Source organism: Sphingorhabdus sp. Alg239-R122, from assembly GCF_900537065.1.
Taxonomy (GTDB): Bacteria; Pseudomonadota; Alphaproteobacteria; order Sphingomonadales; family Sphingomonadaceae; genus Alg239-R122.
In genome coordinates this window covers 300,627-319,053 of record NZ_UNRC01000002.1, presented here as the reverse complement: position 1 = coordinate 319,053, position 18,427 = coordinate 300,627, and the positions used below count along the sequence as shown (strand labels likewise).

16 protein-coding genes and 1 tRNA gene are annotated in these 18,427 nt (G+C 55.6%); 10 read left to right on the top strand and 7 right to left on the bottom strand.

Going from position 1 to position 18,427, the window contains the following annotated elements; all coding sequences use genetic code 11:
* The gene (locus G6Q15_RS03405; RefSeq protein ID WP_164115646.1) at positions 1-2,268 is read right to left on the bottom strand and encodes an NADP-dependent malic enzyme; all 2,268 of its coding nucleotides are present in this window, start codon (positions 2,266-2,268) and stop codon (positions 1-3) included.
* 169 nt (positions 2,269-2,437) lie between these two features.
* Between G6Q15_RS03405 and mutS the strand changes: the two genes are divergently transcribed.
* On the top strand, positions 2,438-5,068 hold the full coding sequence (mutS, locus tag G6Q15_RS03400) for a DNA mismatch repair protein MutS (RefSeq protein ID WP_240330724.1): 2,631 nt from the start codon (positions 2,438-2,440) through the stop codon (positions 5,066-5,068).
* 54 nt (positions 5,069-5,122) lie between these two features.
* Here the strand turns inward: mutS and G6Q15_RS03395 are convergent, their stop codons facing one another.
* Positions 5,123-6,460 (bottom strand): NupC/NupG family nucleoside CNT transporter, encoded by a 1,338-nt coding sequence (locus tag G6Q15_RS03395; RefSeq protein ID WP_164115644.1) that lies wholly within the window; start codon positions 6,458-6,460, stop codon positions 5,123-5,125.
* A 347-nt stretch (positions 6,461-6,807) separates the two neighbouring features.
* Here G6Q15_RS03395 and G6Q15_RS03390 point away from each other — a divergent pair, with 347 nt between their 5' ends.
* The 6 genes from G6Q15_RS03390 (at position 6,808) to G6Q15_RS03365 (ending at position 10,910) form a co-directional block, all read left to right on the top strand.
* Positions 6,808-7,401: a queuosine precursor transporter gene (locus G6Q15_RS03390; protein WP_240330740.1), complete on the top strand. Its 594-nt coding sequence runs from the start codon at positions 6,808-6,810 to the stop codon at positions 7,399-7,401.
* A complete protein-coding gene (gene argB, locus G6Q15_RS03385; protein WP_164115640.1) occupies positions 7,398-8,315 on the top strand; it encodes an acetylglutamate kinase in 918 nt (305 codons plus the stop codon). Before G6Q15_RS03390 ends, argB begins: the two co-directional genes overlap by 4 nt.
* 79 nt (positions 8,316-8,394) lie before the next feature.
* Complete coding sequence (locus G6Q15_RS03380; protein WP_345940284.1) at positions 8,395-8,670, top strand: YggT family protein; 276 nt, start codon at positions 8,395-8,397, stop codon at positions 8,668-8,670.
* A gap of 6 nt (positions 8,671-8,676) precedes the next feature.
* Positions 8,677-9,570, top strand: a complete 894-nt coding sequence (gene folD, locus G6Q15_RS03375) for a bifunctional methylenetetrahydrofolate dehydrogenase/methenyltetrahydrofolate cyclohydrolase FolD (RefSeq protein ID WP_164115637.1) — start codon at positions 8,677-8,679, stop codon at positions 9,568-9,570.
* Positions 9,571-10,254 carry a hypothetical protein gene (locus G6Q15_RS03370; RefSeq protein WP_164115635.1) on the top strand — a complete coding sequence of 228 codons (684 nt, stop codon included), beginning with the start codon at positions 9,571-9,573 and terminating at the stop codon, positions 10,252-10,254.
* Positions 10,251-10,910 (top strand): MarC family protein, encoded by a 660-nt coding sequence (locus G6Q15_RS03365; RefSeq protein ID WP_164115633.1) that lies wholly within the window; start codon positions 10,251-10,253, stop codon positions 10,908-10,910. Before G6Q15_RS03370 ends, G6Q15_RS03365 begins: the two co-directional genes overlap by 4 nt.
* An 18-nt stretch (positions 10,911-10,928) precedes the next feature.
* Here G6Q15_RS03365 and G6Q15_RS03360 read toward each other — a convergent pair whose 3' ends face one another.
* The gene (locus G6Q15_RS03360; RefSeq protein WP_164115632.1) at positions 10,929-11,579 is read right to left on the bottom strand and encodes an LON peptidase substrate-binding domain-containing protein; all 651 of its coding nucleotides are present in this window, start codon (positions 11,577-11,579) and stop codon (positions 10,929-10,931) included.
* A gap of 6 nt (positions 11,580-11,585) precedes the next feature.
* On the bottom strand, positions 11,586-12,491 hold the full coding sequence (locus tag G6Q15_RS03355; protein ID WP_164115872.1) for a tetratricopeptide repeat protein: 906 nt from the start codon (positions 12,489-12,491) through the stop codon (positions 11,586-11,588).
* A 249-nt stretch (positions 12,492-12,740) separates the two neighbouring features.
* On the opposite strand from G6Q15_RS03355, the gene G6Q15_RS03350 reads away from it, so the two are divergent.
* Together G6Q15_RS03350 and G6Q15_RS03345 are read left to right on the top strand one after the other, a co-directional pair.
* Positions 12,741-12,815, top strand: a tRNA-Gly gene (locus G6Q15_RS03350).
* 172 nt (positions 12,816-12,987) lie between these two features.
* Positions 12,988-14,550 (top strand): wax ester/triacylglycerol synthase family O-acyltransferase, encoded by a 1,563-nt coding sequence (locus G6Q15_RS03345; protein ID WP_164115630.1) that lies wholly within the window; start codon positions 12,988-12,990, stop codon positions 14,548-14,550.
* Between the two features lie 18 nt (positions 14,551-14,568).
* Here G6Q15_RS03345 and G6Q15_RS03340 read toward each other — a convergent pair whose 3' ends face one another.
* Together G6Q15_RS03340 and G6Q15_RS03335 are read right to left on the bottom strand one after the other, a co-directional pair.
* Positions 14,569-15,366, bottom strand: coding sequence for an alpha/beta fold hydrolase (locus G6Q15_RS03340; RefSeq protein WP_205518071.1), 798 nt, complete (start codon positions 15,364-15,366; stop codon positions 14,569-14,571).
* Positions 15,367-15,608: 242 nt separating this feature from the next.
* A complete protein-coding gene (locus G6Q15_RS03335; RefSeq protein WP_164115628.1) occupies positions 15,609-16,448 on the bottom strand; it encodes a sterol desaturase family protein in 840 nt (279 codons plus the stop codon).
* 108 nt (positions 16,449-16,556) lie between these two features.
* Between G6Q15_RS03335 and G6Q15_RS03330 the strand changes: the two genes are divergently transcribed.
* Entirely contained in the window at positions 16,557-17,243 is a 687-nt protein-coding gene (locus tag G6Q15_RS03330; protein WP_164115626.1) for a Crp/Fnr family transcriptional regulator, read from the top strand.
* Positions 17,244-17,265: 22 nt separating this feature from the next.
* Here the strand turns inward: G6Q15_RS03330 and G6Q15_RS03325 are convergent, their stop codons facing one another.
* Complete coding sequence (locus G6Q15_RS03325; protein WP_164115624.1) at positions 17,266-18,372, bottom strand: endonuclease/exonuclease/phosphatase family protein; 1,107 nt, start codon at positions 18,370-18,372, stop codon at positions 17,266-17,268.
* Positions 18,373-18,427 lie beyond the last annotated feature (55 nt).

The following is an 18,427-nucleotide window of genomic DNA, read 5'->3' as shown; positions in this document are numbered from 1 at the left end:
CTATTTCACAATCCCTGCCGTTGCCAATAACGAAAGCGTCAGCAATTCGGATGCAGTCGATGACATGGTTGCGATCTGTACAGGTTTTTCCATACCCACCATCATCGGCCCGACTGTAGCATCACCGCCCAGCTCGCGCAGGATTTTTGCCGACAGGTTGGCCGACTGCAGCCCTGGCATGACCAGCACATTGGCCGGGCTTGACAGACGGCAGAACGGATAGTTCCTCATCAGATTGGGATTGAGTGCGACATCGGGTGCCATTTCACCTTCATATTCGAAATTGGCATCCCTGCTATCCAGTATGCCCACGGCATCGCGAATATTGTCAAGCCATTTGCCCGCGGGATTACCAAATGTCGAATAGCTTAAAAATGCCACGCGCGGCTCATGCCCCATGCGCCGCGCAACCGCAGCGGTCTGCTCCGCAATCCAGACAAGTTCTTCGGGGCTGGGCCGTTCATTAACGGTCGTATCAGCTAAAAATACAGTGTGGCTGGCACCCACCATAACGTGAATGCCAAAGGGCACCTGACCTGCTTTGGGGTCAAGTACGCGGCGGACCTCACGCATGGACTGGCTGAACGTCCGGGTAACACCGGTAATCATCGCATCTGCTTCACCCAGCGCCAGCAAGGTCGCGGCGAACACGTTGCGTTCCTGGTTGACCATGCGCTGTACGTCACGTTTCAGATACCCGCGCCTATGCAGACGTTCGTACAGATAATCGACCATTTTCGGGACCAGCGGTGAATTGGCGCTGTTGTGAATTTCAAAGTCACCCGGGTTATCAGCCATCAGCTGGTGCAGCTTGTCCAGAACCCGTTTGTCACGGCCGACCAGCACCGGCGTGCCATAACCGCCATCACGAAACTGGATCGCCGCACGCAGAACGACCTCTTCTTCAGCCTCAGCAAAAACCACGCGTTTTGGTTTCTTGCGCGCAGTTTCATAGACCTGTGTCAGCACCGATGTGGTCGGGTTGAGGCGGGCCTTGAGATCATGGCGGTACCGCACCATGTCGGTAATATCCTTTTGCGCAACCCCGCTGTCCATCGCCGCCTGCGCCACCGCCGCAGGGACCACTTCCATAAGCCGAGGGTCAAACGGTGCGGGAATGATATAATCCTCGCCAAATTTATGCGCCGTACCGCCATAAGCTGCTGCCACTTCCTCGGCGACCTGTTCGCGGGCAAGCTCGGCAATAGCCTGTGCCGCCGCGATTTTCATCTCGTCATTGATACGTGTCGCACGTACGTCCAGCGCGCCGCGGAAAATAAACGGAAAGCCGAGCACATTATTGACCTGGTTGGGATAATCCGAACGTCCCGTAGCAACAATCGCATCAGGCCGCGCAGCTTTTGCTTCCGGTGGTGTAATTTCAGGGTCCGGGTTGGCCATGGCAAATATAATCGGCTGTTTGGCCATATCTTTCACCATTTCCGGTTTGAGCGCGCCTGCCGCAGACAGGCCCAGAAATACGTCTGCACCCTTTAGTGCTTCAGTAAGGTCGCGCGCATCCGTTTTCGCAGCATGCGCCGATTTCCACTGATCCATGCCCTCTTCGCGCCCCTGGTAAATCACGCCTGAGCGGTCGCACATAATGACATTGTCATTGGCGACGCCCATCGCCTTGATCAGCTCGGTGCATGCGATTGCCGCTGCGCCCGCGCCGTTTACCACAACCTTGACATCTTCCACCTTGCGTCCGGTGAGCAGGCAGGCATTAATCAGTCCCGCTGCAGTGATGATTGCGGTGCCGTGCTGATCATCATGGAATACTGGAATATTCATCCGTTCACGCAGTGTCTGTTCGATAATGAAACAGGCCGGGGCCGCAATATCTTCCAGGTTGATGCCGCCAAAGCTAGGCTCCATGAGCTCAACAGCATTGATAAAGGCATCCACATCTTCGGTCTTCAGCTCGATATCAATCGAATCCACATCGGCGAAGCGCTTGAATAGAACCGCCTTGCCCTCCATCACCGGCTTGGACGCAAGTGCGCCCAGATTGCCAAGACCCAATATGGCCGTGCCGTTCGATATCACTGCGACAAGATTGCCTTTGGCAGTATAGTCATATGCCGTACCCGGATCATCAGCGATAGCGCGGACGGGAACCGCCACACCGGGCGAATAGGCCAGCGACAGGTCGCGCTGCGTCGCCATGGGCTTGGATGCAACAATCTCAATCTTGCCCGGACGCCCATAGCTATGGAACAGCAGGGCTTCACGGTCGGTAAATGGAACGTTGCTATCGTCAGACATATTTTCAAAATTCCCCAAATTCGGGCGCGGTGATTTGCGCGTAACAGCGCCTTACGTAGCGTCTAATACACATAAGCGATAGAGGAAAATCTCACGAATGCGGTTTTCAACAACTGGCTGTATGGCGGGGTTTTCATGACTGTACCGCTCGGCTATCGATAGGCGCAGCATGTCAGCAAAGCAGAAAAAATCGGGCAAAAAAGCCAAGGGACCCACGCCGATGATGGCCCAGTTCCTTGAGCTGAAAGCGCAGGCAGAAGGTTCCCTGCTGTTTTACCGCATGGGTGATTTTTTTGAGTTGTTCTTCGACGATGCCAAGGCGGCTGCGGCCACGCTCGACATTGCGCTGACCTCGCGCGGCCAACATGAAGGCGAACCCGTGCCAATGTGCGGCGTACCGGTCCACGCCGCCGAAAGCTATCTCGCCAAACTGATCCGCGCGGGACACAAGGTAGCGATTGCCGAGCAGACCGAGACGCCTGCCGAAGCTAAGGCGCGTGGATCAAAATCCCTCGTGGCACGCGACATAGTCCGGTTCGTGACGGCGGGGACGCTGACCGAGGAAAACCTGCTCGATGCGCGCAGCGACAATCGCCTACTCGCGCTTGCAAATGTCCACGGGGAAACCGGCCTTGCAGTATGCGATATTTCCACGGGCGAATTTGCCATGATGGCAGTGGGAGCGGACTCATTAAACGCGGAAATCGCGCGCCTTAATCCAAGTGAGATTATCGCCCCGGAAACCATGCAGCTTTCGGACCTGTCATATGAATCGCGCGCCGCACGCGAGTTTGATAGCAGCGCCGCCGATGCCGCGCTGCGCACCCATTTCGAAGTCGCCACATTGGACAGTTTCGGTGACTTCACCCGCGCGGAGCTTGCTGCAGCGGGCGGATTGCTCAAGTATCTGGAGCATGTCACCAAGGGTAGCCTGCCTTTTTTACAGATGCCGCAGCGTATCCGAAAAAACACATTCCTGCTGATCGATGAGGCAACACGGGAGAGCCTGGAAATACTCGTCGGTACAGACGGGACACGGCACACCAGCCTGCTCGGCAATATTGACCGGACAGTAACTGGGGCGGGCGCACGGGCGCTGGCGAATGACCTTGCTGCGCCGCTGCGTGACAAGGCCGCGATCCGGGCACGGCTAGACGTAGTGCGCTGGCTGCATGAAGATCGCCTGCTGCGCGATAATTTGCGCGATATTCTGAAATCCATCCCCGACATTGCCCGCGCTCTGGGACGCATTGTCGCCCTGCGCGGCAGTCCGCGTGACCTGGGTCAGGTGCGCGACGGACTGGATGCCGCCCGCACGCTGCGCGAACAGCTCCGCACATTGGATGGCACGCCCGAGCTTTTGCAGCAATGGCTGCCCGCGCTTGATGGTCATGGCGCGCTGGTGGACCTGCTCCACAATGCACTTATCGAAACACCACCGACCGAACGGCAGTCGGGCGGTTATATCAAACCCGGATATGACGCCGCGCTTGATGAACTGCGCGACACCGGCAAAAACGCCCGCAGCGCTATTGCCGCGCTGGAAGCAAGATACCGTACGCAGACCGGTATCAACACGCTCAAGATCAAACATAATGCCGTGCTTGGTTATTTTGTCGAAGTACCCGCGCGCCATGGCGACACGCTCATGGCGGAAGATTCGGGTTTTACCCACCGGCAGACCCTGGCAGGTGCGGTGCGGTTCAATTCCACTGAGCTGCACGAAGAAGCCGTGCGCATTGCCGAAGCGGGCGGACATGCGCTTGCCGCCGAAGAAGCGCATTTTGAAAACCTGATTGAACAGGTCATAGCCCGCAAAGATGCGATTGCCGCCACCGCCAAGACACTTGCCCGCATCGACGTTGCCGCCAGTCATGCGGAGCGAGCAGCGGAAGGTAATTGGTCCTGCCCCGAATTTGCGGACACGCCGGTATTGGAAATCGAAAATGGTCGCCATCCGGTGGTTGAGGCTGCGCTTGCCAAAGACAATGCGCCATTTGTGGCCAATGATTGCCGTTTGCAGCCGGAAGACCGACTTTGGCTGGTGTCCGGCCCCAATATGGGCGGAAAATCGACATTTCTGCGGCAAAATGCGCTTATCATATTGCTGGCGCAGGCGGGCGGATTTGTTCCGGCCAGCCGCGCACGCATGGGCATTGTCGACCGGTTGTTCAGCCGTGTCGGCGCTTCTGATAATCTGGCCAAGGGTCGCTCTACCTTCATGGTAGAAATGGTCGAGACTGCCGCCATATTGGCGCAGGCGACACCCGACAGTTTCGTGATTCTGGACGAAGTCGGGCGCGGCACCTCCACCTATGACGGGCTGGCACTCGCCTGGGCCGTGGTTGAGGCGGTACATGAAAGCAATCGCTGCCGCTGCCTGTTCGCCACTCACTATCATGAATTGACACGGCTTGCCGAAACACTCGAAGCGCTCACGCTCCATCATGTTCGCGCCAAAGAATGGAAAGGCGAACTCGTGCTGCTCCACGAACTGGCTGAAGGTCCGGCAGACCGCAGCTACGGCCTGGCCGTGGCGAAGCTCGCGGGTATTTCCAAACCGGTTCTGGCCCGCGCAAAGGCAGTGCTGTCCAAGCTAGAAGCAGGACGGGCTGCGACGGGCGGTCTGGCAGCAGGGCTGGATGACCTGCCGCTATTCGCGGCCTCTATTGCTGAAGAGGAAGAGGCCGATAGCGATGCCATCCGCGATACCATTGCCGATATGGATATCGATGCGATGAGTCCGCGCGATGCGCTGGACAAACTTTATGAGCTGAAAAAGGCGCTCAGGGAGGAGTGATGTGCCGGGCGCCTGTCATCCTAAACTTATTTCAGGATGACAGGATGACGAAAATTACTCGGCAGGCGTAGTCTCGCCTTTAGCAGCGTTTTCGCTCCCGGCCGGCGCATCGGTCTCCGCCGGCGCTTCCACCGTCACCGGTTCCCTGACCACCGCGCCCGCTGCATCAGGCGTTATCAGCAGGCCAGCCAAAGCCGCGCTCATCAGGTTGGCGAGCGAACCTGCCGCCAGCGCTTTCAGGCCCAGCTTCGCTATCATCGGTCGCTGCGTAGGGGCGAGGCCGCCCGTTACTGCCATCTGAATGGCGATTGAGCTGAAATTCGCAAAACCACACAGCGCGAACGTTGCGATTGCAACTGTAAGCGGTGACAGCCCTTCGGCATTGCCCAGTTCGATAAAGGCGACAAATTCGTTCAGCACCACCTTGGTTCCGAACAGGCCGCCAGCCTGCAACGCTTCGTTCCATGGCACGCCGAGCAGGTACATGATCGGCGCAAAGATATAACCGATAACCTGCTGGAAGCTGAGACCCTCATATCCGAACCAGCTGCCAATACCGCCCACGATGCCATTGGCAAGCGCCACCAGTGCCACGAAAGCCAGCACCATTGCACCAACCGCCACAGCCAGCTTTACGCCGGTCTGCGCGCCCATCGCTGCCGCCATAATCACATTGGCCGGTTTTTCATCTTCATACTCAAGTGCCTGAATATTGCTGTCATCGACAACTTCATCGGGATTGTCAGGCATAATGATCTTCGCCATCAAAATGCCGCCGGGCGCGGACATGAACGCCGCGGCCAGCAGGTAATCAATACGGATGCCCATCGCAGCATAGGCGGCGAGGATAGTACCCGCCACACCCGCCATGCCAACGCTCATCACCGTAAATAGCTGCGAGGGTTTAAGATCCGCAAGATACGGTTTAATGACCAGCGGGGATTCGCTTTGCCCAACAAAGATATTGGCCGCGCTGCACAGGCTTTCCACCTTGGAAATGCCAATGATTTTCTGGATCGCACCGCCCACCCATTTAATGATAAACTGCATGATGCCAAGGTAATAGAGCACCGAAATCAGTGCCGAGAAAAAGATGATGACCGGCAACGCCTGAATCGCAAAATTCTGCCCCAACTCATCCGACGCCAAAGCGCCAAAGAGGAAGGCCGTGCCTTCATTGGCATAGGAAAGCAGGTTTGACACCCCCTGCGACATACCCTGTATCGCGGCCTTGCCCCAGGGGACATAGAGCACCAGCACCGCTATGCCCGCCTGTAGCGCAAACGCCGCGCCCACGACACGCAGGCGGATATTGCGGCGATTGCTCGACAGCAGCAGCGCAATGCCGATTATAATGGCGATTCCGATCAGGCTCATCAGGTAGCGGTTCATGTCATTCCCCCGAATGTGGCTGCCATTGATGCAGCAGTATTTTGACGCCTCATCCCGAAACAGGGCCCAGGCAACGATGGATCAGGAACTGTCCTAACCACAACCATTCACCTGCGTAAAGCACGGCAATTGTGGATAAAGCGAGTTTTTACCTGACAAGCCGCCTTTTCACGGGAGCCAAAAGGCGATAACAATCCGAAATGACCGATACACAACATTCCGAACTGAACGAAGCGGGCGTCCATGTGAAAGCCCCTGCTCCTTCCACTGAAACACAGGGTGAAGGCATATTGTCCTGCCGGACAATCCCGCTTTCGCTGCTGGTATTCGCGCTGCTTTATGGCGGAATGACTGTACTGGCGGGCGTGGTCGGCAACAAACAGGTTGCACTGGGGCCACTCGCTGTCGAAGCGGGGATCTTCCCATTCCTAATGCTGGTCATGCTCTCCAGCGCCGTGGCGGAACTGCATGGCCGCGCCATGGCCAACCGTTTCGTCATACTTGGCTTTGTGCCGCTGATTGCCTCCATGCTGTTCATACTGCTGGTGCTGGCCCTGCCTGCTGCTGACAAAATGGACCCTGCACGCCTGAGCGCCTTTGAAATGATATTGGGGCAAAGTCCGCGGCTGATGGCGGCAGGCATTGTCGCCTATGGTACATCACAATTCCTGAACGTCACGATTTTCAGCATGCTGCGCGGCAGTGGTGAAGGTAAGTTTGTGGCCGTGCGCGGCGCGATTGCCAGCGCGCTCAGCCAGGTTATTGATACGCTGTTGTTCATCACCATCGCCTTTTATGGCGTATTCCCGATTGCGACATTGATGGGCGGGCAGATGCTGGCCAAGGTCGTGTTGTCCTTTGTCCTCGTCCCCTTCCTCATCGTCTTCCTTGTCAGGCTAGGTAAACAACTCGACTCTGGCGGGTTAAGCAGCAACGCATGACGGGCAACGCCCACGATCCTGCCATGCTGGCCAAGGCGGAGACGCTGACCGAGGCGCTACCCTATCTACAGCGCTATGCGGGCAAGACGTTTGTGGTGAAATATGGCGGTCATGCCATGGGCGATGCAGACCTTGCCCGCAATTTTGCCGAGGATATCGTCCTTTTGAAAGCCGTGGGCATCAACCCCGTTGTCGTGCATGGCGGCGGCCCGCAGATCGGCGCGATGCTGAAACGCGTGGGCGTCGAATCCAAATTTGTCGACGGGCTGCGTGTGACTGACAAGGAAACGGCGGAAGTTGCTGAAATGGTGCTGTCAGGCGCGATCAATAAAGAGCTGGTACAGTGGATTACCACCGCCGGCGGTCAGGCCATCGGGATTAGCGGCAAGGACGGCGGCTTTGTAAAGGCACGCAAACTGCGCCGTACAGCCCGCGACCCGGACAGCAATATCGAACGCATTGTCGACCTGGGTTTTGTGGGCGAACCGAGCGAAGTTGATTGCAGCGTGCTCGAAAACCTGTCGGCATCAGGCATGATCCCTGTCATCGCGCCGATAGGTGTGGGACCGGATGGGCAGACCTATAACATCAACGCCGACACAATGGCGGGCGCAGTTGCTGGTGCACTAAAAGCCGCACGGCTGTTCCTACTCACCGATGTGGCGGGCGTGCTGGACAAGGACGGACATATGATATCCGACCTTGATCCGGCAAGAATTGAGCAGTTGCAGAGTGAAGGCACGATCAGCGGCGGCATGATTCCCAAGCTGGAAACCTGTGTAAAGGCAGTGAAACAGCGCGTTGACGCCGCTGTCATTCTCGACGGGCGGGTGCCGCATGCAATGCTGCTTGAATTCTTCACCGAAAGAGGCGCGGGCACATTGGTGCGCCGTGTGGCGCAGGGCGAGGAATAAAGCCCGTTGCACATAGGGGTGTTAGTAAGCTATAACACCTTATATTGAATAGCTTGTCACAGGATAGCCGCAAATGCTCATGATACTTCAGATACTTAGCCTTCTCGTCAACGTCATTGTAATGCTTGTCATCGTGCAGTTCATTATAAGTCTGTTGGTGATGTTCAATGTTGTCAGCATGCAGAACCCGGCCGTATCGGCGATTTACTCGTCATTTGATATGATCTTGGCCCCGCTGCTCAATCCCATCCGTAAGATGATGCCTGACACCGGGGCAATCGACCTGTCTCCGCTGGTGCTGATTATCGGTCTGCAGGTCCTGATGATTGTCATTGGCAATCTTGCTGTCTACTAAAGCCATATGACAGACCCGACCCTTATCGACGGCAAGGCATTTGCCGCGAAACTGCGCGCACGTATTGGCGATGCCGTGCCTGATTTTGTAAAGGCCGCGGGCCGCAAACCTGGCCTCGCAGTGGTGCTTGTCGGGGAAGACCCCGCCAGCCAGGTCTATGTCCGTTCCAAAGGCAAGGCAACTGTGGCCGCCGGCATGGAAAGCATAGAGCACCGCCCCGATGCCGATATCTCCCAGGCCGAGCTGATTGCGCTGGTTGAAAAATTGAATTCAGACGAAGCCATTGACGGGATACTCGTGCAATTGCCGTTACCCGATCACATTGACGACAAGGCAGTCATTGCCGCGATTGAACCTGCAAAAGATGTCGATGGTTTTCACGTCATCAACACGGGGAAACTCGCCGTTGGTGAAGATGCGCTGGTCCCCTGTACCCCGCTGGGCAGCCTGATGCTTTTGAAAGACAGGCTGGGTGATTTATCCGGGTTGGACGCCGTTGTTGTGGGCCGTTCCAATATTGTCGGCAAGCCCATGGCGCAATTGCTGCTTCAGGAAAACTGTACCGTTACCCTCGCGCACAGCCGTACCAAGAACCTCTCCGAGGTCGTGCGCCGTGCCGATATTGTCGTTGCCGCCGTAGGCCGCGCCGAAATGGTCAAGGGCGACTGGGTCAAACCGGGTGCGGTTGTCATTGATGTCGGCATCAACCGCATTGCTTCGGGCGTAGAAGGCAAGACAAGGCTGGTCGGCGATGTCGCCACGGCGGAAGTTATCGGCCATGCCGCCGCGATTACACCCGTACCAGGCGGTGTTGGCCCGATGACTATTGCTTGCCTGCTACGTAATACCCTGGTCGCCGCTCACCGCCGCGCGGGCCTGCCCGATCCTGAAGGATTTTAGATGAAAAAAATTACCCTGCTCTTCACAATCGGAGGCGTGCTTGCACTATCTGCCTGTGCCCGCCCATTCGGCAGCGGCAATGATTTCGAACTGAAAAAGCTGCAACCCAATCCGAGCGGCGTCGTCGCGGCGGAAATCGCCTTTAACCGCAAAGCCCGCGAAGATGGTCTATGGACCGCCTTTCGTGAACTGGCGGCTGATGACGCTATCATGCTGGTCCCCGAGGCAATGAATGCGAAAGAATGGCTCAAGGGCCGCGCAGATCCAGCCACACCGCCACAATGGGAAGCAGAAGCCATTTATATGTCATGCGATGGCCGTACCGCCGCATCAAAGGGCGGTTTCATTGGCGGTGAAGCACTGCAAGGCTATTACACCACCATATGGCAACGCCGCTATGACGTGCGCGCTGCCGATGCAGACTGGAAATTCCTGTTCGATCATGGAGGTTTTGCCGGCAATGCCCGCGAGAAACCGGAATTTGTGCAGACACGCATCGCATCGTGCAATGGCAATGTGCCTGTACACGCTCCGCAGGCAAATACGCGTATGTCGCGTGACCAGACACTGAAGTGGACATGGGATGTAAAGGCGGATACAGCGCGCACTCTGACCGTTTCGATCTGGAACGGCAGCGCCTATGAACCCGTTATTCAGGATGAAATTGCCGCGACCACGCCATGATCAATATTGAGCTTTTCCTCTCCGCATTTGCGATTTTCTTCGTTGTCATCGACCCGCCTGGCTGCGCACCCATATTTGCCAGCCTGACAACGGGCGCAAGCCATGTACAGCGCCGTGCCATGGCTTTACGCGCGGTCATCGTATCTGCGATCATCCTGCTGATATTCGGGCTTTTCGGACAACAGCTGCTCGCCGCACTGCATATTGAGCTTGATAGCTTCCGCATCGCCGGCGGCATCATGCTGTTTATCATCGCCATTGAAATGGTTTTCGAAAAACGCACAGCCCGGCGCGAAGAACGCGCGCAGAAAATCATTGACCAGCAGGAAGACGATCAACCTGAAATCGAAGATGTCTCGATTTTCCCCATGGCCATGCCGATGATGGCAGGACCCGGTTCAATCGCCTCAATCATGCTGCTTATGTCGCAAAATGAAGGCATGGAAAGCGCAGCCATCATATTCGGCGCAGTCGCCGCCGTACTTATCCTGACATTCTTTGCGCTTTGGGCGGCAGGACCCGTCATGCGCCTGTTGGGGGACAAGGTCGAAGCCGTTGTTACACGGCTTTTGGGGGTGTTGCTGGCCGCGCTGGCGGCACAGTTCATCATCGATGGATTGCGTGGAAGCTTCGGGCTAGCGGGCATTGTCAGCTAACATCACTGCGCAACCAAGTTACTGCAATGTCACGCGTGGATCATCGTCATCGCGGCGGCTGAAAAACTGCATCAGCTGCACCATCAATTCAGCCCGCTCGCTAATGCTGTCTGCTTCCAGCAGCGCCTGTTTCGCGGCGCTGTCAAACGGTGCAATCTGTGACACACCATTGACCAGCGATACATCGTCCAGCCGTGATACCTGGTCCCAGTCCACGGCATAGCCCTGTGCATCGGCAAACTTACGTGCTTCGCGTTCAAGGGATGCACGCTCAATGCCAGCCAATATATCGCTGTCCGATAGCTCTTCAATCAACTCTGCCTCAATCTGCCGGAACGGGGTCGTCACGTCCAGTTCGCGGATCAAACGGAAGCGTGCAATGCCTTCCAGTATAACATTATAGCGCCCGTCATCCATTGCTTCCACATCGGCGATGCGCCCCAAGCAACCCACGCGAAACAGGTCCGGCGCATCTTCTCCTCCGCCCATGCCGTCAAATTTCTGATCATTGGGCTGTAGCATGCCGATCTGCCTGTCACGCGCCATCGCATCACTTACCATGGCACGGTAGCGCGGCTCAAACATGTGCAGCGGCAATTGCAGGCCCGGAAACAGGATCGCCCCCGGAAGCGGAAAAATCGAAATGCGTGTGATGGTAAGCGCCGTCATTCAAACCTATCCGAACAGCGCCGCCGACAGCTTGCGCCGTGTTGCAGCAACCCACGGATCTTCCAGTCCGACCGATTCGAATATCTGCAACAACTTGGCCCGCGCCGCGCCTTCATTCCAGTCTTTATCAGCCCGGATAATGGTCAGCAGCTCGTCCGCCGCGGCATCACGCTGCTGTTCGGCAAACAGTGCACCCGCATATTCCAGCCGCTTTTCATGATCATCGGGATTCGCATCTACTTGCGCTTTCAGTTTGGCCGCTTCCCCGCTCGTGGGCGCTTCTTTCGCCAGCGCAAGCGCTGATTTGGCCCGATCCAGCGCCGCATCGCCTGTCTTGTCTTCGGGCAGCTCATCAAGCATGGCCTGCGCCTCTTCGACCTTGCCGCCTGCAATGAGCGCACGGATCAGGCCAGAGATGGCCTCCATATTGTCAGGCGCCATATCGGTAATCTGCCCGAATATGCCAAAGGCCCGCTGGGCATCGCCTGCGGCCAGCACTTCTTCACCCATTTCCAACAGAGGCGCGATATCCTGCGCCTGGTCCGTTTCCGTATTGGCACCAAGTGGCAGTTTTTCGAGCAGTTGATCGAGAATTGATTTGATCTGCGATTCAGTGCGCGCCTGTGTCATGTCAGCAACCGGTTGCCCCTGAAACAACGCGTATACAGTCGGAATCGACTGCACCTGGAATTGGCTGGCGATGAACTTGTTTTCATCGACATTGATTTTGACCAGCGTCACGCCCTTGTCGGCATATTCCGCGCAGGCCTTTTCGATAACTGGCGTCAACGCCTTGCACGGCCCGCACCATTCGGCCCAGAAATCGAGCACGACAATGCCCGACATGGAAGGTTCCACGACCTGTGTGCGGAATTCCTCCACCAGTTTTTGTTCTTCGGTTGTCAGTCCCATACTGGCCAAGTTTCATTCTCCGTTTGATGATCTCATATAGCATGCGCAGCCCCTGCGCAGCATCCGCTTTAACATGGGCACCCTTCACCGCGATGCCAAGCCCTGATTTATGAATGCGCACACGAAAATAATACGAAAAAATCAGGCAGGATGTTATTTTAAGGCTTGCAGGCATAAAACCTCCATGCTAACCGCCCACTTCGCTGGTAGGCAGGCAGATATTTCTGCGCACCCGGACCAGCCGCTCGAGCGGGCGTAGCTCAGGGGTAGAGCACAACCTTGCCAAGGTTGGGGTCGAGAGTTCGAATCTCTTCGCCCGCTCCATTTTCACCATCTCCGGCATATAGCATATGGGGCAGTGGCAAGGCTGCCGTTACGGCATTGCATGTTCCTTGTCCGTCTTGCCCGCGCAATTATGCCATCCCCGTAAAGTCATGCTATGCCTTGGGACTCGGGAAATCGCAGTGGGGCGATTCTGCGTGCAGGAGGCAAATTTATGGAACAGTTGAGCGGTCAGGATGCGAGTTTTGTCTATATGGAGACACGCACAACACCGATGCATATCGGGTCATGCGCAATATACGATCCTTCGACTGCACCTGGCGGCTTTGTCCGGTTCAAGGATATCCTGCGTTTCATAGAAAGCCGGCTGGACAGCGCGCGCGCCTTTCGCCAGCGGCTGGTGCGGGCACCGCTGGATGTCGACCATCCCTACTGGATCGAGGATCCTGAATTTGACCTGGAATATCATGTCCGCCACTTTGCCCTGCCCAAGCCAGGTGACTGGCGGCAGCTATGCATCCTGACATCACGGCTGCATGCACGTCCACTCGATATGGAAAAACCGCTCTGGGAGTTTAACGTTGTCGAAGGGCTCGACAATATAGATGGCATCCCCAAGGGCAGTTTCGCGGTCATATCCAAAGTGCACCATGCCGCGATTGACGGCATGTCCGGTGTGGAAATGGCCGCTGCCGTGCATGACCTTACCCCTGACATTCCCGACCGCCCGGCGAGCAAGCCATGGAAGCCGGAGAATATGCCCAATGTCGCCGAACTGCTCGCGCGTAGCTATGTTAACAATATCACACAGCCGCTACGCGTGGTTGAAACCATTGGCCGCACCCTGCCCGGTATCGCCCGGCTGGGCCGTGAAATCAGCAAGGGTGAAATCAGCCTGAAAGGCGCACGCACTGCGCCCAAGACGCTGCTGAATGCCAAGGTATCACCGCACCGAGTATTCGACGCGGCCATGTTCCCGCTGAAAGATATCCGCGCCATCAAGGACACAGTCCCGGGTGCAACGGTCAATGATGCGATCCTTTCGATCGTCGGAGGCGGGCTGCGCAAATATCTTAAATCACGTGGAGATCTGCCTAAATCGACCATGAACGCCATGGCACCCATTTCTGTGCGCAGCGAGGGTGAAAAGAAAGCCATGGGCAATCAGGTATCTGCCATGGTTGTCGCGCTCGGCACGCATATTGAAGACCCTGTGGCACGGCTTGAATTCGTGCATGAACAGGCACAGAATTCCAAGGCGATGACCAACGCCATCGGTGCACGCACGCTTGCCGATTACAACAAATTGATGCCTGCGGGCATTAGCGGTATTGCCGCGCGGCTTTATACACGCATGGGCGTGGCTAATGCACACTCACCCGCATTCAACTGCGTCGTCACCAACATCCCGGGTAGCCCTATACCGCTCTATTTCGCAGGGGCAGAAATGGTTGCGACCTACAGCCTGGGCCCTGTTTTTGACGGCATGGGCCTTATCAACGCAGTCTACAGCTATCGCGGTACGATCGGCATTTCCTTCACGTCTGACCGTGACATGATGCCTGATCCGGAAAATTACGCGGCCGCCATGCAGGAAACGTTTGAGGAATTGAAAAAGGCCACACTGGGCACGACTTCCAAAAAGACGGGAGCCAAGCCAAAAGCGAAACCTGCCACAAAAAGTAAAGCAAAAACCAAGCCTAAAGCAGCCGCGAAGACGAAGCCTCGCAAGGCAGCTGCCAAGAAGAAAGCGCCTGCACGAAAGAAAGCGAGTTAAGCTGTAATTGTAAGAGGCTTAGTGCCCTGATGAAGGATAGACAAAGCCGCGTACACCCTTGCGGTCAAACGGTTTCCAGTCGCCCTCGTCCTGTGCCAGCCGGTCGGCGACCGCATAAAGCACAGCCGCATTGACGCCAAGGCCGCAATGGCTGCCATATACTTCGATATTGTCAGTTTGCGGACCTTCGGGTTCACGGCAGATTTCCCATGCGACAATACCGTCCGCCTTACTGAAAATCGCGGTCGAAGGCACAGGTGGCGGCAATTCGCTTTCCTCAAGCTGCTTCAGTGTATCAGGATCGTCAATCTTGTGTCCGGTCAGCCGTTCATAGATTTTCCAGACAGTTGTCGCTTTGGGGTGACCGGCAAATGGCGAACCCAGCGAAATGACCTGGCGTACAGCACCAGGCCGACGGCGTGACAATTGCCGGGCCATAACACCGCCCAGGCTCCAGCCCACAAGACTCACTTTTTTGCCCGTCAGCGTATGTACAGCGTCAAGAAGGTCGATAAGATGCTCCGCCTCGCTGCCAATCGATTTGGGGCCAAGATTGCGTCCCAGTTTCCAGGCATGCGCATCATAGCCGCGTTTTTCCAGAAAGCGGCGCATCAGCGCCGTCGAACCATCGCTTGCCATAAAGCCGGGCAGCACCAGCACCGGATGGCCATCACCCTTGGGCGCTTTCGACAATAGCGGCGATGCCCAGGGCAGGCTGCCCAATTCAAATATCGCCCGCGGTAATTCGCTGAGCGCCAATAGCATGGACGGCGGTTTGGGCGGCGGGGCCATGTCAGCGGCAAATACGGTGGCCATTAATACTCTCCTGCAAACTGTGCGTTGCGGGCTTCTTTGCCTCTGTTTGTAACGCAATTAAGGGATTCTCGGGCTCACAGCCGCAAATGTCAAGCAGTGCCAGCGGTTATCAACTGTTCAGAAAACTCTATTTTCGGGGTTTTTTCTGGATAACGTAGCGTCAATTACAGATAATAAAACAAAATCGCCGGCCAGCTTTTTAGCTGGTCCGGCGATTTCCCCCCCAAACTATGCGACCCGCCTTACACGGCTGGTATGTTCGCTGTCTCCTCGGGACCAGGGGATTTCTTGGTGCGGACGATCGGCCAAAGCAGCTGCTGCGCAGCGCTCACTTCAGGCAGGTTTTCAACACCATATTGCAATGGATACCGGCGTGTAATTTTAGCCGTGCCGAACAGCACATCCCAGAAAAACAGCAGATTTCCATAATTGCCTTTATAGTTGGTAATACCGTCAGCCGCATGGCGTCCATGATGTGCGCCATGCGTTGCTGGCGTCGATATTGTGCGTTCCACCACCCACATAAGCGGCGATAGCCATTTTATTTCATACAGCTTTTCATCCCAGCGCACATCGCTATGCGCACCGATAATCACCGTCATTTTGACTATGATATAGAACGCGTAAATCCAGCCCAGGCCAAGGTAAATGAGCGCACCGGAAAACCAGATGCCCGGCATCAGGAAATAATAGAATATATTGTTCCGATAAACGATTCGCGTACTCATATAGGGGGCATCGTGGTGCGGGCGGTGCAGCGCATACAGCCATGGCACGCTGTGTGATAGTCGGTGCCAGCCATATTGGGTCAGGTCGTCAAATACCAAAAGCAGCGCGACCTGCGCAATGATGGGCAACACCGCCCAGCTACCTTCCGCCCCCGGAAACACGTGTGACATAAGAAAATAGGCTGTGCCCAGGACCAGTGGCTGGGTAAAGCCCAGCAACGTGACAGTACCGATAATCTCGACCCAGGCGTCCTTGCCTCTCTGGCCTTTCTTATGGAAAAAACCGGTACGCAGGATTTCCAGCAGGGTAAAGCCCATGAAAATGCCTAATATAACAAGCATCTCAGGCTTCATCTTGTCTCCTTTTACCAAACTTATGGAACAGGTTGCTGCGCTACGGGTTTATCTTGAATAGGCATATAAACCAGTGACGCACATCGAAAAATAAACTAGTTTACTTTTATGCAAAACAGTCGCCAGATACTCACTCGCCCTCTGCAATTGGCCAGTTTCTATACGACGCTGCCCGAAGAGCTTCGCCATGCCATCTCTGCACAGGGTCATATCGTCGCTTATGAAAAGGGGCAGATGATTCACCAGAGCGGAGATTCCGGCCAGGAATTTACGATAATTGATCGTGGCGGCGTACGTTTCAGCAACACTGATATGAATGGTTATACCAACGTTCTTACGGTGCTGACTGCGGGTGAGGCCTATGGTGAACTTCCATTATTTGCAGGTATAAACCGTGCTTTTGATGCCTATGCTGCGGAAAATTGCCGGCTCCGGATCATTTCAAAAATACAGCTCGACCGGCTTATGGACAGCCACCCGGAACTGCGCGATTATATAATCGGCCATGTCACCCGTCAGTTTTACCGTGCTTTGCAGCTGCTTGAAGACGAACGCCGCCTGCCGCTAAGAGTACGTCTTGCCAAAAATCTGCTCGAAAAAGCCGGACATGCACAGGGCCGGGTAGAAATGCCGGTACGCCAGAATGATCTTGCCGAAGAAATGGCGGTTTCGCGAGTGGCACTCAGCAAGGCGCTCAAGACGCTGGCGGTGCAGGGCCTGATGCAGACCGGCTATGGATCGCTTGAAATATGCGATGTCGACACACTGATCGAATGGATTGATGCCAATAGCTGATCCATCCATCGGAGCCGAAAACCTAAAAAGATTCCAGCTTGCCCTCCAGGAATTTCTGTGAGCTGTCTATTTCCAGTTCAAACCAGATCGGCAGGTGATCTGAAACCTGGTTGCGCTTCCAGTAAACATGGTACTGTTTTTCCAGAGCAACATCATCCCCATCCAGATCCTTGGTTCCGCCATAGCTCTCAAGAATATATTTCTTGTACCGCTTCGCCTGCCCTTCGCGGTACACATAGTCGAAAATATTGAACACACCGCCCACGCGGCTGCCCTCAATGTCCCGCACGATTTTGAAATATTCATTCTTGCGGATGAACATGCGGTCAAATGCGTGTTTGTCAGCGGCATTGGTATTGACGCCGACCAACCCTTCAATCTCGAAAAACCCAGCGTCTTCGATAATGGAAATCGTTTCATCATCTTTCTTTCGGTAGAAATTAAAATCCCCCGCAATGACCAGGCGTTTGGTCCAGCCTTCGTCCATCTTCTCTGCCAGAGCGCGCATCATCAGGCTGACTTCCTGCTTGCGGTACTTAACCTCTTCCTTGTCATCACCCGGTTGCAGATGCACGTTAAGCAGCGCAAATTCTTTCCACCCGGCCCGAAAGCCCGTAAGATATGGCGTGCGTTTAAGCTGTTTGATCGCACTGCCATCGGTGATGTCCTTCCACAGCACCAGCTCGCCCACGGTGCCCGACAGCTTCACGCGTTTATTGTTGTACAGATACGCGCTGCGCTCCGAATTGCCGTCATCGCCGCTGGTGATATCATTGACGATATAGTCCCAGTCCCCGCCCAAAATACGCAGCAGTATATGCAAGTCATCCAGCGTGGACTTGATTTCCTGCACAATCACCAGGTCGAAACGCGCAATTACTTCGGCAATATAGAAATAAGCCTCGGGCAAGCGTTGCCGTGTATGGCCAAATTCCTTGATATTCCAGCTTGCGATCAACAGGCTGCTGCCCGTCCGGCGCGGCGGGATATGCGTGTCCAACCCCTCTTTCAGACGCAATATCCCCTGTATCGCCCGCTTCTTCTCCGATTTTTTCATGTCCGGAAAGATCAGCGCATAATCACGCTTCTTATGATCACTGTCGGGACGCAGGTCGTTGTAAAAGGGCATGGGTCAGTCACTCCTGTTGCAATTACAGAGTCGCATGCTCCTATAGCACAAAAAT

What these genes read in the sequence shown, in the direction of transcription:
- G6Q15_RS03340 (WP_205518071.1), bottom strand. Translation starts at nt 15,366, where the DNA reads ATGGCCACCGTATTTGCCGCTGACATGGCCCCGCCGCCCAAACCGCCG.
- argB (WP_164115640.1), top strand. Translation starts at nt 7,398, where the DNA reads ATGACGGGCAACGCCCACGATCCTGCCATGCTGGCCAAGGCGGAGACG.
- G6Q15_RS03325 (WP_164115624.1), bottom strand. Translation starts at nt 18,372, where the DNA reads ATGCCCTTTTACAACGACCTGCGTCCCGACAGTGATCATAAGAAGCGT.
- G6Q15_RS03345 (WP_164115630.1), top strand. Translation starts at nt 12,988, where the DNA reads ATGGAACAGTTGAGCGGTCAGGATGCGAGTTTTGTCTATATGGAGACA.
- G6Q15_RS03370 (WP_164115635.1), top strand. Translation starts at nt 9,571, where the DNA reads ATGAAAAAAATTACCCTGCTCTTCACAATCGGAGGCGTGCTTGCACTA.
- G6Q15_RS03335 (WP_164115628.1), bottom strand. Translation starts at nt 16,448, where the DNA reads ATGAAGCCTGAGATGCTTGTTATATTAGGCATTTTCATGGGCTTTACC.
- G6Q15_RS03395 (WP_164115644.1), bottom strand. Translation starts at nt 6,460, where the DNA reads ATGAACCGCTACCTGATGAGCCTGATCGGAATCGCCATTATAATCGGC.
- G6Q15_RS03355 (WP_164115872.1), bottom strand. Translation starts at nt 12,491, where the DNA reads ATGGGACTGACAACCGAAGAACAAAAACTGGTGGAGGAATTCCGCACA.
- G6Q15_RS03330 (WP_164115626.1), top strand. Translation starts at nt 16,557, where the DNA reads ATGCAAAACAGTCGCCAGATACTCACTCGCCCTCTGCAATTGGCCAGT.
- folD (WP_164115637.1), top strand. Translation starts at nt 8,677, where the DNA reads ATGACAGACCCGACCCTTATCGACGGCAAGGCATTTGCCGCGAAACTG.
- mutS (WP_240330724.1), top strand. Translation starts at nt 2,438, where the DNA reads ATGTCAGCAAAGCAGAAAAAATCGGGCAAAAAAGCCAAGGGACCCACG.
- G6Q15_RS03405 (WP_164115646.1), bottom strand. Translation starts at nt 2,268, where the DNA reads ATGTCTGACGATAGCAACGTTCCATTTACCGACCGTGAAGCCCTGCTG.
- G6Q15_RS03380 (WP_345940284.1), top strand. Translation starts at nt 8,395, where the DNA reads ATGATACTTCAGATACTTAGCCTTCTCGTCAACGTCATTGTAATGCTT.
- G6Q15_RS03390 (WP_240330740.1), top strand. Translation starts at nt 6,808, where the DNA reads ATGACTGTACTGGCGGGCGTGGTCGGCAACAAACAGGTTGCACTGGGG.
- G6Q15_RS03360 (WP_164115632.1), bottom strand. Translation starts at nt 11,579, where the DNA reads ATGACGGCGCTTACCATCACACGCATTTCGATTTTTCCGCTTCCGGGG.
- G6Q15_RS03365 (WP_164115633.1), top strand. Translation starts at nt 10,251, where the DNA reads ATGATCAATATTGAGCTTTTCCTCTCCGCATTTGCGATTTTCTTCGTT.